The following is a 12,228-nucleotide window of genomic DNA, read 5'->3' as shown; positions in this document are numbered from 1 at the left end:
CAGGCAGCCGGCCCCGCGCCGCGGCACCGCGGCGCGGGGCAGCTGCACCTGGCACCCGCCACGCCCGGGCAGGTGCTCCGGTCGAGCCGCACCATCGCGAGGGGGAATCGCGTGAACGGCACTCCCGCACCCGAGTCGGCCCTGCTCGTGCTCCTCGCCCTGGTGCCGGGCCCGCTGACCGCGGACCGCCTCGCCGAACAGGTCACCGCACTGTCCCAAGGACGTCTCCACCCGCCCTCCGGCCGCTTCTACAGCGTCCTGGACCGCATGGTGCACACCGAACTGATCCAACGTGACCTGCTGGGCGGCAACACCCGCCGCACCTGGCACCGCTACCACCTCACCGACCTCGGCGAACGCACCCTCCAGCAGGAGCGGCACCGGCTCCGCCACTGCGCCACCGGCCGGCCCACACCGTCAAGCTCCACGACAGTGACCTGAAAACCGAGACCGCGCCGGCTGCCATGGTTGGCCGACCGTTGCGACGTTTGTGTCCCGCATGCTCTCTCAACCAGGGTCGCGCCGCCGGAGGGCAGCACCTTCCGCATCCCGGTGCGCGGGTAGCGGTAGCGCTGCTACCCGGCCACGGCGGACCAAGGCCGCCGCCCCAGCAGGCCGGGCTCGCCCCCTGGATCCGCGAGGCGGCCGACCTCGGCCCCGTACTGCGCGACCTGGCGGGCGGCTCGGCGGGGCAGCGGCATCGGCAGGCCGGTCTGGCCCTACCCCAGCAGGCACGACTCCCGGTCCAGGCCAACGCCGCATGCGGATCACGGTCGTGGGACGGGGACGGGATCCGGGGGGTGCCCCGTGGCTGCGCCTCGCGCACAAGCCCCGGCCCGTGGGCGACACGCGGGCCGACCGCGCTGCGACACGCCGGTGCGGTCTGGCACGGGCGGTAGCGTGGCAGTCCGGCCGGCGCGGAGCGGTCCTGCCCCGCTCGGATGTGCACAGTGGCAGTGGCGGATGGCCTGGGTGACGATCAGGTCTGTGTCCCGTGCAGAGCCTTCTTGATTGTCGATTCGTCAGCCGGAGTTTGTGCGATGCCCGTTGAAGTGACGCCGTCCCTCCCACCGCAGGACGGTCGCTGTGCGCGGTGGCGTGGTTGGCGGCGGACAGCGGTGTGGGCGGTGGTGGCGGGGTGTGCAGCCGGACTGGTTGCTGCTGCTGTTCCGGTGATGCGGCACTACGAGATCCCGCCGTTCAGCCAGAAGGGCGACCCGGTCAGCTACGGCTTGGTTCCCGCAGCCGCGGCGAAGCCGGGTTCGGCGCTGGGTGCGGGCCGCAGCGGGGACGGTGCGGGGGCGGTGTCTGCGGGTACGGTGCTGCCGACCGGGCCGCGGGCGGCGTTCCGGGTTGCGCATACGTTGGACGACGGCACCCACATCGGTGTGGTCACCCTGCACGGGAAGCAGTCCGGGTACACCGGCAGGGTCTGGGTCTGGGCGCCGAAGGCCTACTTTGACCCGCAGTACGCGCGCAGCGGCTTCCCGGTGATGATCGCGCTGCCCGGGGGGCCGGGTTATCCGTACAACTACTGGATGGACCCGAGTCTCAAGCTGGAGCAGTCCATCACCAAGTGGTACCGGGCCGGCAAGAGCAAGCCGTTCCTGCTGGCCATGCCGGTGCTCAACCCCGCCACCGACGCAGGCGGCCTGTACTGGGACGGCAGCGACATCCCCGGCCAGCCCAAGATGGGCACCTGGCTGACCGAGGACGTCCCGGACCTGATGCGGGCGAACTTCCGCACTCTGAAATCCCGCGACGGCTGGGCCTTCATGGGCTCCTCCAGTGGCGGCTTCGCGAGCCTGAAGGCCGTGCTGAAGTACCCGGACCGGTTCAAGGCCGCCCTGATCTCAGGACCGGACATCGTCCCGGACTCCCCGTTGTGGCACGGCCATGCGGCACAGGAGCGGGAGAACAACCCGCAGGTCCTGGCCGGCCGACTGATCGCCCGCAAGGGTCCGGACGTCTACCTCGGCTTTCAGGTGGGCACCCGGGAGAACTCCTCGACGATCGCGGACGTCAAGCAGTTCATCGCCACCTACGGCAGGGGTCCGGTCCATACCGAGCTGAACGTGATCCAGGGCGGCAAGCACGACGCCTACACCTACGTTCCGGGGATGGGCCACGGGCTGATCCAGTGGATCAGCGCCCACCTGGCCGGGCCCACGCCTTCGTCGTGACCGCGCCTTGACCCCAGCATCTGCCATTGAAGGGGACTTGTGGGACTGACCAGCCGGAAGCTGGAGCTTGTGGTTGCCCTGGGCGCGGTGGTGGCCTATGCGGGGACCGTGTGGTTGTGGCCGCGGTTGGGCGGGCGCGGCTGGCGGGCCCTGGCCGGTCGGGCCCTGGTCCTGCTGGCGGGCCAGGTCCTGGCGCTTGCCGCGATCGGCCTGGCGGCAAACGACTGGGGCGGCTTCTACAGCTCCTTCGATGACCTGCTGGGTACCGGCCAGGGCGGCGCGGGGGTGTTCACGGCGCACGCCAACCGGTCCGGCCCTGCGCGGGCCCCGGTGCATCCCGGGGATCCGGTGAAGGTGAAGGGCAGCAAGCCGGTGCCGCTGATGCTGCCCGGCGCCGGGCCGCATACGGCGGCCGGCATGGTGCAGCGGGTGAGCATCCGCGGCAGTGGCACCGGGTTGACCGAGCAGGCTTACGTCTACCTGCCGCCGCAGTACTTCCAGGCGTCCGCAGCCCGCCGCAGGTTCCCGGTGATTCTGGTTCTGACCGGCTACCCGGGCACCGCGCACAACTTGATCTCCCGGATGAAGTACCCCACGCTCGCGGCCCAGGCCATCGTGCGCGGCGCCATGCAGCCCACGGTGCTGGTGATGATGCGCCCCTCGGTGGCCATGCCCCGCGACACCGAGTGCCAGGACGTGCCCGCCGGCCCGCAGGCCGAGACCTTCTTCGACGTCGACCTGCACCAGGCGATGGCCGCGCACTACCGGGTCGGCGTTTCGGGCCGTAGCTGGGCGGTGATCGGGGACTCCACCGGCGGCTACTGCGCACTGAAGCTGGCGGTGCGCGATCCGCAGGCGTTCAGCGCGGCGGCCTCCCTTTCGGGCTACTACACCGCGGCCCAGGACAGCACCACCGGCAACCTGTTCGCAGGCAGCCAGAGACTGCGGGAGGAGAACGACCTGATGTGGCGTCTGCGGAACCTGCCGCCACCCCGCGTCTCGGTCCTGGTCGCCACCAGCCGCCAGGGCGAGGCCGACTACCGGGCCACACTCGCCTTCATCGCCGCGGCGAAGCCCCCCATGGACGTCGCCTCACTCATCCTTCCCAGCGGAGGCCACAACTTCCATACCTGGAACCGGGAGACCCCCACCGCACTACCCTGGACCGCCCACCACCTGCACACCCCACCCGATACACCGAGCCCCGACACGAGGTTTGTACGGTGAACGGTCCATGAACGGTTCTGCAGGCCGGCTTTCCGGTAAGTGCGCTGTGGTCTCGGCGGGCCGAAACCGCCGGTGAGGGCGAGGACGACTTCGGTTCATCGGCTTCGGATTCGCCTTCGCCACCTTGGCTTGCGCCAGCCTCGGCACCATCACCCCTGGCTGCCGGTTGCCTCGGCGATGACGAGGCAGGCAGCGCGGGGGAGTGCCGTTGAACCGGTCCCGGCGGGCGTGTCATCGTCTGTCGTTGTGGCAGAGACCCGTGTACCCCCCTGGTCGCGTCGGCGCTTCTTGAGCGGCGCTGCCGTCCTGGCCTCCTTGGGCACGTTCGCGACGGCTTGCGCGGATGGTGCGGGCGGTTCCTCGCCCGAGCCGGGCGGGCCGAGCAGCGCACCGTCAGCGGTCCTGTCCGCGACCGGATCCGGTACGGCAACCGTCGACACTGTCGACGCCGAGTTGATCAGTCGACGTTATCCGGGGCTTCGGCCCTTCACTCCTGTGCCCGCCGCCCGCCGTCAAACCGATCAAGCTGACTTCGACGCATCCGCTGGTGTTCTCCCGGATCCCGATCACCGACAAGGTCGTGTTCGTGACCATCGACGATGGTATAGAGAAGGATCCGGCCTTCATCCAGATGGTCAAGGACTTCCAGGTCCCGCTCACCCTCAGCCTCGCCGACACGCTCATCAAGGACGACTACCGCTACTTCGAGCAGCTCCACGCCACCGGGCACGTGTCCATCCAGAACCACACGCTCACCCATCCCCTGGACATGCCGAGTCTGTCGGCCCAACGGCAGTTGGAAGAGATCGCCGGTCAGCAGGTCAAGCTGCACCGCGAGTACGGCGCCACCCCCTACATCTTCCGGCCCCCGGGCGGCAACTACGACAAGAGGACGGTGGCCGCGGTCCAACAGGCCGACCTGAAGGGCATGATGCTGTGGAGGGAGTCGATGGAGATCCACGACATGCAGTACCAGACCGCCGCGCACAGGCTGCGCCCCGGCGACATCATCCTGTGTCACTTCCGCGGCCCGGCCCAGCTCAAAGGCGAGACCATGGTGCAGATGATGACCAACCTCTACCGCCACATCCAGGACCAGGGCTTCACCGTCGCAGACATCACCAACTACGTGTAACGCCCGAACGCCGCCGCCATCCCCTGGCAGGGACTTCTGACTGACGGCGGAGAATCGATGTCAAGGAGTCGAGGGATGAGATATGTCGGTGGGGTCAACTACCCCACGATGTTCGGCCGCGGCAATGCGACGTGGCCGCTGGGAGCGCTGACACTCGACGAGGAGGGGCTCTCGCTCAGGATCGGGATCGGCCGCTTCGCGGCCGTGCCACTGCGTGCTGCCGATCGATCCGCCGTCGAGCAGGTCTTTCCATGCCATGCGCGGCTACCCTTCAGCCCGGGCCTGGGCATCAGGCTTCACGACGGCAAGGAGTTCTACTTCTGGGCCACCAGGACCACGGCTGCGGAAATCCTCGCCGAGCTCGGGCATCAGGGATTCCCCACCTCGGACCAGGTACGGCGGGCGCTCATCGTGAAATCGCGACGCTGAGCAGTCGAGGGTCATGTCGGTGGGGCCGGCGGCGGACTGACGCTCAGCGGCAACATGTCGCAGGTTCCTGGTGTGAGTGTTTGAGAAGGCGCCGCGGGGTCAGCACGGCCCACTCCGGCCGGGGTTCATCGTGGTGAAAGCGCCACCTGCCGCCTCATACGCGAGGTCGGCTCTACCGTTGCCCACACGCCTTTGGCGGAAGCCTCGCACGCGATGCACAACACCGAGGGCCCGCCGTTGGCGGGCCGCCCGGACGTGTGTGCGTACCGGCTCAGAGCAGGGTGCGCCAGTAGTACCAGAAGCGGTTGAGGATGAGCATGGCGATGAGCAGGTACCACAGGAAGGGCACGGTCCAGTGGTAGGAGGAGGCTGCTGCCCGCCGTAGCGTGTCGGGGGCGGGGATGATGCGGTGTCCCAGGTTGTGCAGCAGGGTGTACCAGAACAGGGCGATGACGGCTGCCCAGACGGCCATGCAGTAGGGGCACAGGGCGCCGATGACGTACAGGGTCTGGTACTGCAGCCAGGTGATGAAGCCGACGCCGAACACGGTGCCAGCCTGTAGGCCGAGCCAGAACCAGCCGGGTAGCCGGGCTCCGGCCAGTGCCGCGACGGCGATGGTGATGACCACCGAGAACGCGCCGAGGCCGATCAGCGGGTTGGGGAACCCGAAGACGTGGGCCTGGTCGCTGCGGATCACCGAGCCGCAGCTGATGATCGGGTTGATGCTGCAACTGGGGACGTAGTTCGGGTTCTTGAGGATGGCGATGTCGTCCAGGGTCAGCTCGATCGAGCCGATCAGCCCGATGATGCCGGTGACCAGGAGCAGCCAGCGGTAGGCGAGCCCGGTGCCGACCGGGGACAGCAGCGGCGACGGGGGCGCGGCGTTGTCGTCGTCACCGGGGGTGTCGGTGGCGTGGGGGGTGGGGGTGTCCTGGGTGGTCATCTGTGGGGGTCTCACTTCTTGGTGGCCGCGATGGCCTGCTGGACGGCCTGGGTGTACTGGGTGGCGCTGACCGGGTTGCCTGTGCTGTCGAAGAGCGTCAGCGCTTTGCCGTTGAGCTTGAAGGTGGGGGTGCCGGTGACGCCGCTGGCGTTGAAGGCGTCGCTGACCTTGTTGGCCCAGGGCAGGTAGGTGCCGTCCTGGACGGCTTTGACGAAGGCCGGGGTGGACAGGCCGGGGACCTTCTTGGCCAGGGACAGCAGGAAGCTGGTGCTGGAGAAGGAGTCGGTGTCCTCGCTGGCGGGCTGGTTGGCGTAGATCTCGTCGTGCCAGGCCTTGAACATGGCGGTGCTCTCGTTGAGTGCGGCACCGGCCGCGGCCAGGGCCCGGTGCGAGCCGTTGCCGCCGAGGTTGCTGTCCAGGAAGGTGCCCATGTGGTAGTGGATGACGTAGGTGCCGTTGTCGGCCAGTTGCTGGACGATCGCGGCGTCGGCCTTCTCGAACTTGTCGCAGACCGGGCAGCGGAAGTCCTCGTACACGTCCAGGACCTCGGGGCTGGTGGCCTTGCCGTAGACGACGGTGGTGCCGTTGCTGCCGGTGGAGTGGGCCGGAAGGACCAGCGCCGTGCTGCTGCTCTTCGGGTGGTGGTCGGCCAGGGCGATGCTGATGCCGGCGGCCGCGGCTATGACCACCACGATGGCGGCACCGATGGCTGCGGCCTTGCGGCGCGAGGCGCGTCGGGTCTGGCGCTCGCGCTCGGCGCGCATGCGCTCGCGCGCGGCGTCGCGGCGCTGCTGATTGGTGGGCCGGCTCTTGTTCTGGGCCATGGGAGAACGCTCCTGCGGTGCGCTGAAGAAAGGGGGAGATGGTCGCGCGCAGACGTCACCGGCGCAGCGGGACGCTGGCGGTGGAACTGGCGCGGGTGTGACGGGAAGCGCGGTCGTGCGGCTGGTCAGCCGTTGACGAAGGCAGGAGCGGGCGGCCCGCGGCGCCGCAGACCGCGCAGGAGCAGGTCCTGCGGCCCGGGGCGGTCGGGGCTGCGCGGGGCGGGCGTCCAGGTCGGCGGCTCGGGGGCCGGCAGGACGACCAGCATCAGCAGACGCAGCGGCACTGCCAGTACGGCCGCTGCCGCCGCCAGTACGGCGAACAGCGCCTTCTCCCCGCGCCGCAGCCAGGCTGCCGCCAGGACGGACAGCAGCAGGTGGGCGCAGGCCACGGCCAGCAGCAGCGGTGCGGTCACCAGCACCACGGAATGCGGGCCGGCCAGCGACGGACCGGACAGTTGAGGGCTCACCGTCCCGCCGCCGCACACCACGGTCGACCACAGTCCCGCCGGGGCCGCACCGGTGCCCGGTGCACAGGTCTCCTGGCTGACGTTGAAGAAGGCGTTGAGGGCCAGTTCGACCGGGACCAGCAGCAGCGTTATCTGCGCGAAGGTGCGCTCGCGTGCGGCCAGCAGCATCGCTGCGGCAAAGACGAGCGCGGTCGCGGTTCCCACCACGTCGCCGGACAACGGTGCGCCGGTGAGCAGGATGTGGGCGGTGGCGGACAGGACCACCAGCAGGGCGCTGAACACGCCCGCCCGCAGTATCCGTATTGCCAGTCCGCCGTCGTCCACGCTCGGGAGTATGGCATGCGGCACCGGACGGCGGACCACCGTGTAAGGCAGTTCTTACGTGCTCGGGAGCGGTGACCGGCAGGGGGAGGAGTCCACGGGTCGGGGAGGGCGCGGGCGGCTGGTACCCGGCGCGGGCCGGCTGGAGGGTGCCGCCCCGGGCCGCCGGGAGCATGCGGTGCCGGTCCGGTGTGCTTCTGTGCGCCGGTAGACGCATCTGCTTGCGGCCCGGGGCGGGTGCAGCGGACCGCCGCCTGGGGAAGTGACCTGCCGTTATAGCGGGTGGGTTATGGCGGCTTGGGCGGGGACCGTCCGGACGGGAGGCGTGTGGTGGACCTGGCGCCGCTGGTGGCCTGGACGATGGTCGTGTGGTGCACCGGCGCGGGTGGGTACTGCCTGCTGCGGTGTCTGCGCGCTCCCGGCCTGGGCCGGATCGAGCGCACCCTGGACGCCTCGGGCGTGGTCAAGGGCCTGGCCATGGCTGTGATGGCGCTGCCGTACGGCTGGGGCGCGAGGGTTCCCGAGGCGGTGTGGCCGGCGGTTCTGCTGCCTGTGGCGGCCGTGTCCTTCGGTGGCGCGTGGGCGCCCACCGCGCACCGACGGCACTGCCTGGAGCATGGGGTGGGGTACCTGGCCATGGTCTACATGGCAGTGGCGATGGCCGCGGCGCGGGCGGGGATGCGGGGCATGGCGGGTATGGGCGGGCCGCCTGCCGGGCTGCCGGGATTGACGCTGGCCCTGGCGCTGGTCTTCTGCGTTTCGGCCGTCTTGGGCGGCACCCGGCTGTTGCGGACCGTCCCGGCGGGGCCGGCTGCGGCGGGCTCGGGGCGCCACGCGCATGCGGTGCCCCTTCCGTCCGTCTGGGCCAGACCGCTTCCGGACGCCCGCCATGTGGTCCTTGCCGTGAGCATGGCCGTGATGCTGTTGGCGATGTGACCTGTGCAAGCCGGCCGGGACCGGGACAGCCCCGACTCAACCTGGTCGGCGGGCGAGCGCGGCCAGGTGTGCGTTGTATGCCGTCAGTTCGGCGTCCTGGTCGCGTTCGGCGCGGCGGTCCGAGCGGCGCGCGGCCCGCTGTTCGAAGGCCCGCCACTGCGCCAGCAGTGCCAGGAGCACGATCACGGTCGGGATCTCGCTGAAGCCCCAGGCGATCGCGCCGCCGGCGTGCTGGTCGGCCAGTGCGGTGGAGCCCCAGCCGGCCGGGACGTGCGCGTAGTAGGTGGTGATCAGTCCGCTGGACATCATCACCGCGATGCCGAAGAACGCGTGGAACGGCATGCCCATGAACAGCTCCAGCATCTTCAGCACGTGCGAGGAGCGGCGGGGGCTGGGGTCCACGCCCATGATCGGCCAGAAGAACAGCAGCCCCACCGCGACGAAGTGGGCCAGCATGAACTCGTGGCCCCACCAGCCGTCCATCAGCCAGTCGAAGATGCCGGTGAAGTAGAGCCCGTAGAGGCTGGCGATGAAGACCGGCAGCGTGAACAGCGGCGAGCAGACCACCTTCGCGAGCCGGCTGTGCAGCAGGCGCACCAGCAGTTCGCGCGGTCCGGTGCGGCCACGCCTGGCCACCGGCAGCGCCCGGAGGGCCAGCGTGACCGGGGCGCCGAGCAGGAGCAGGACCGGGGAGACCATGGCCAGTACCATGTGCTGCACCATGTGCACGCTGAACAGTTCCATGGCGTACCCGCCGATCCCGGTGCAGGTCACCGCCAGGACGGAGAGCAGCCCGGCGGCGAAGCCCAGGGTCCGGCCGATCGGCCAGCGGTCGCCGCGCCGGCGCAGCCGCGCCACGCCCCAGCCGTAGCCCAGGGCCAGCAGCACGCAGACGTACAGCTCGACCGGGACCGGCTGCGGATGCCAGGCCAGCAAGCGGGCCGCGGTCGGGCGAGCGGAGGGCATCCACATCGGCCCGGACATGGTGCCCGACATGGAGCCGTTCCCGTCCATGGCGGGCATTCCGGCCATCGCTGAGGGCGGCGAGGAGGGCGTGGCCCCCAGTGCGGCTGCGGCCGTGGCCGGCAGCACCGGCACCTTCAGCCGGACCGTGCCGGCGCGGGCGAAGGTCAACTGCAGCGCCACCTGGTCACCCGCGTGCCACTGCGTCCGCGGCTGATCGATCATCACATGCACACCTCCGGCCGGGGCCAGGGTGACGCTGCCGTGTGCCGGTATGGCCAGGCCGCCCTTGAGCGGCACCATCTCCTGGGCCCCCGCGCCGGTGGTGACGGTGCGGTGCAGAATCGCGGAGCCGGCCTGCGTGCACGAAACGGTGGTCAGGGTGTCCGCAGCGCCCGAGTCCGCGACGGTGAAGTACGCCACCGCCACGTCCGGCGAGGCGGGCGCGGGGACGAAGGCCCCGGAGACGGTGATGTCACCTGCTGTTGCGCGCCCCAGCGCCGGGGTGCCGGTCGTGGCTGCGGCGGACGAAGTCGCGGCCACGGCGCTGCTCGGACTGCTGCAGATCAGCAGCGCGACAAGGACGGCCAGCAGCCCGGCCGTCAGCAGGGTTGGGCGGCGCGTGAGGCGGGTGTCCGCCTGGCCCACCGGACCGGTCAGGAGGCCGCGATGACGTTGTGGTGTCCAGTGAGCACCGCCCTCGCGACGGCGGCCGCGTACAGGTACAGCGCCGGCGTGGGCAGCGCGCCCTCGGTGAGCCCGGGCGCGCGGGCCGTCCGGGGCTGCGGGGCGCGCGCAGGAGGGTGCGGCGAGGGCGTGGGGCGTCGGGCTGCCCGGGGATGTGGACATGGGACCTCTCGGACGCGGCATATGGCCGGCGGCTGATCTGCTCGGGTCGGTGCTACTGGGTTCGCGGGTCGGGGGTGATTTCGACGAAGGGGATGTGGTCGTGGCCGATGCGGTACCAGTCCTGGGTGCTGCCGTCGGTGGTGAGGCCGCAGATCCGCATGAGGGTGCGGGCGGTGCGGGGGTGGAGCGGGGCGTAGGCGGCCATGGCGCGGCCGGACTCGTCCGGGGTCATCGGGCGGGCGGTGCCGGTCCAGTGGCGGCGACCGGACTGCACGGTGACCTTGGGGGTGTTTTGGATGTTGCGGTACCACTGGGAGGCGGGGCCGAAGCCGGAGGCCAGGTGGATGGCGCCGGTGGCCGGGTCGGTGCCGGTGACCTCCAGTGCGGTTTGGCGGGGCAGGCCGCTGGTGCGCCCGGTGTGGGTGAGCAGGCAGATCCGTCGTCCCAGCAGAGGGCCCAGGTGCCAGCGGTAGAGCTGGACGGGTGCGCGGGCGATCATCCGTCGCCAGCCGGTGGTGGGTGGCTGTGCGGGCGTGCGGGCGGTCATGCCGCACCTCGGTTGGGAGCGCCGGTGGTCGCGGTGCCCGCCGCCGGCGCAGACGCTGGATGGGGGTGGATGCTTGCGTTGTAGGCGGCGTCCAGGGCGGTGTGGCGATCGCGGTGTCCGCGGATGCGGGTGATCAGGCCGCCGTTGAGATGGAAGACGGTGTAGAGGTGCTGCGCCCGATCACCGTGCGGAGGGCCCTGGGGGCTTGGGCTGATGCCGAGTACGACGGCGTCGGGGTAGGTGAAGGTCTCCTCCACGGCTACCCGGCCGCCGTGCTGGTGCAGGGCGGCGAGGCGGGTGATGACTTCGGCGCGTCCGCGGCAGTCGGCCTGACCGGTTTCGCGGCCGGCCCAGTGCACGTCGGGGTGCAGGAGCGGGCTCAGCGGCAGCAGGTCGGCCTGGTTGAGGGCGGCGCGCAGGCGGGCGGTGACGGGTGCGGCTTTCACGGTTGTGCCTCCTGTTCGGGCGGCGGAGCGACAACTTTTCCTTTGCAGTATGCAATATTTGCAGTGGGGGTTGGAAGCGGGGGCGGGTAAGGGGTTCGTCTTCGCGGCCTGGAGCGGGTAGAACTGCTGTCATGCACGATTCGCAACAGCCGCAGGACCTGGACGCGGCCAATGAGATGGTGGCCGCCGTGGTCACCGCGTCCCGGGTGCTGGTCGCCGTCTCGGCCCGCTCGCTGGCGGCGATCGAGGAGGCGCTGACCGTGCCTCAGTTCCGGATGCTGGTGGTGCTGGACACCGGCGGTCCGGTGAACCTGTCCGGGCTGGCCGAGCAGTTGGCGGTCAACCCCTCCACGGCGCTGCGAATGGTGGACCGGCTCTCCGCGGCCGGCATGGTCGAACGGACCCAGGATCCCGGCGACCGGCGGCTGGTGGTGCTGGCGGCCACCGCGGCGGGGCGTCAGGTGGTGCGCCAGGTCACCGAGCGCCGGCAGGCGGAGATCACCAGGATCGTCTCGGCGATGGCGGTCGACCACCGCGGCGCGATGATCGAGGCACTGGAGGCGTTCGCGCGGGCCGCGGGCGAGGAGCAGATCAACCCTGCCGCCTACACGGGCCAAGCGCTGCCCGGCTGGAGCTGAGACGCGCCGGGGCGCGCGGCAATTGCGGGCCCGGGGGTTAAGAACGCGGTAGGGTTTTCTCCGGTGTGCCGGGAAGCCTGGTCGGCGATCGCTGTGACGATCCGTCAACCGACCCGTAGGGGCTCCTGCCGTGCTTCTCGTCCTCGTCTTCGGCGCCACCCTGCTGGTGGCTGTGCTGGTCTCCGGTCTCGCCGCACGTACTTTGCTGTCCACCTCGCTGCTGTTCCTGCTGGCCGGTGCGCTGGTCGGGGACGGCGCGCTGGGGCTGATCCATGTATCCGCGGACAGTGAGCTGGTCACTGCGACCGCGGACCTGGCCC

General features: G+C 70.6%; 13 protein-coding genes and 2 pseudogenes. 8 read left to right on the top strand and 7 right to left on the bottom strand.

Annotation, left to right across the window (positions count from 1 at the left end):
• The first annotated feature begins 111 nt into the window (after positions 1-111).
• From TR46_RS27575 to TR46_RS27555, 5 genes are all read left to right on the top strand, one after another.
• Positions 112-441 carry a helix-turn-helix transcriptional regulator gene (locus TR46_RS27575; RefSeq protein WP_042406197.1) on the top strand — a complete coding sequence of 110 codons (330 nt, stop codon included), beginning with the start codon at positions 112-114 and terminating at the stop codon, positions 439-441.
• Between the two features lie 734 nt (positions 442-1,175).
• Positions 1,176-2,183: an alpha/beta hydrolase gene (locus TR46_RS27570; protein ID WP_042406196.1), complete on the top strand. Its 1,008-nt coding sequence runs from the start codon at positions 1,176-1,178 to the stop codon at positions 2,181-2,183.
• Between the two features lie 39 nt (positions 2,184-2,222).
• On the top strand, positions 2,223-3,410 hold the full coding sequence (locus TR46_RS27565) for an alpha/beta hydrolase (protein ID WP_042406192.1): 1,188 nt from the start codon (positions 2,223-2,225) through the stop codon (positions 3,408-3,410).
• Between the two features lie 547 nt (positions 3,411-3,957).
• On the top strand, positions 3,958-4,545 hold the full coding sequence (locus TR46_RS44600; RefSeq protein WP_236655540.1) for a polysaccharide deacetylase family protein: 588 nt from the start codon (positions 3,958-3,960) through the stop codon (positions 4,543-4,545).
• A 75-nt stretch (positions 4,546-4,620) separates the two neighbouring features.
• Positions 4,621-4,974 carry a hypothetical protein gene (locus TR46_RS27555; protein ID WP_042406190.1) on the top strand — a complete coding sequence of 118 codons (354 nt, stop codon included), beginning with the start codon at positions 4,621-4,623 and terminating at the stop codon, positions 4,972-4,974.
• A 271-nt stretch (positions 4,975-5,245) separates the two neighbouring features.
• On the opposite strand, the gene TR46_RS27550 is transcribed toward TR46_RS27555, so the two are convergent.
• The 3 genes from TR46_RS27550 to TR46_RS42585 all read right to left on the bottom strand — a co-directional run bounded on the left by TR46_RS27550 (position 5,246) and on the right by TR46_RS42585 (position 7,532).
• Positions 5,246-5,917 (bottom strand): vitamin K epoxide reductase family protein, encoded by a 672-nt coding sequence (locus TR46_RS27550; RefSeq protein WP_042406188.1) that lies wholly within the window; start codon positions 5,915-5,917, stop codon positions 5,246-5,248.
• 11 nt (positions 5,918-5,928) lie between these two features.
• Complete coding sequence (locus TR46_RS42590) at positions 5,929-6,741, bottom strand: DsbA family protein (RefSeq protein ID WP_042406186.1); 813 nt, start codon at positions 6,739-6,741, stop codon at positions 5,929-5,931.
• A 125-nt stretch (positions 6,742-6,866) separates the two neighbouring features.
• Positions 6,867-7,532 (bottom strand): hypothetical protein, encoded by a 666-nt coding sequence (locus TR46_RS42585; protein WP_042406184.1) that lies wholly within the window; start codon positions 7,530-7,532, stop codon positions 6,867-6,869.
• 327 nt (positions 7,533-7,859) lie between these two features.
• Between TR46_RS42585 and TR46_RS27535 the strand changes: the two genes are divergently transcribed.
• Positions 7,860-8,465 carry a DUF5134 domain-containing protein gene (locus tag TR46_RS27535; RefSeq protein WP_236655539.1) on the top strand — a complete coding sequence of 202 codons (606 nt, stop codon included), beginning with the start codon at positions 7,860-7,862 and terminating at the stop codon, positions 8,463-8,465.
• Between the two features lie 36 nt (positions 8,466-8,501).
• Here the strand turns inward: TR46_RS27535 and TR46_RS44595 are convergent, their stop codons facing one another.
• The 4 genes and pseudogenes from TR46_RS44595 to TR46_RS27520 all read right to left on the bottom strand — a co-directional run bounded on the left by TR46_RS44595 (position 8,502) and on the right by TR46_RS27520 (position 11,270).
• Positions 8,502-9,431 (bottom strand): cytochrome c oxidase assembly protein, encoded by a 930-nt coding sequence (locus TR46_RS44595; RefSeq protein WP_439654393.1) that lies wholly within the window; start codon positions 9,429-9,431, stop codon positions 8,502-8,504.
• A gap of 135 nt (positions 9,432-9,566) precedes the next feature.
• A pseudogene (locus TR46_RS44590) lies at positions 9,567-10,277 on the bottom strand (copper chaperone PCu(A)C); the annotation flags it as partial.
• Positions 10,278-10,329: 52 nt separating this feature from the next.
• Positions 10,330-10,824, bottom strand: a complete 495-nt coding sequence (locus TR46_RS27525; protein ID WP_042406182.1) for a nitroreductase family deazaflavin-dependent oxidoreductase — start codon at positions 10,822-10,824, stop codon at positions 10,330-10,332.
• The gene (locus tag TR46_RS27520) at positions 10,821-11,270 is read right to left on the bottom strand and encodes a nuclear transport factor 2 family protein (RefSeq protein ID WP_042406181.1); all 450 of its coding nucleotides are present in this window, start codon (positions 11,268-11,270) and stop codon (positions 10,821-10,823) included. The genes TR46_RS27525 and TR46_RS27520 overlap by 4 nt, the downstream gene beginning before the upstream one ends.
• A 131-nt stretch (positions 11,271-11,401) precedes the next feature.
• Between TR46_RS27520 and TR46_RS27515 the strand changes: the two genes are divergently transcribed.
• Complete coding sequence (locus TR46_RS27515; protein WP_042406180.1) at positions 11,402-11,908, top strand: MarR family winged helix-turn-helix transcriptional regulator; 507 nt, start codon at positions 11,402-11,404, stop codon at positions 11,906-11,908.
• 130 nt (positions 11,909-12,038) lie between these two features.
• A pseudogene (locus TR46_RS27510) lies at positions 12,039-12,228 on the top strand (cation:proton antiporter); the annotation flags it as partial.

The organism is Streptacidiphilus carbonis (assembly GCF_000787775.1).
In the GTDB taxonomy this organism is placed as follows: Bacteria; Actinomycetota; Actinomycetes; order Streptomycetales; family Streptomycetaceae; genus Streptacidiphilus; species Streptacidiphilus carbonis.
This window is presented reverse-complemented; position numbering and strand designations above follow the sequence as displayed.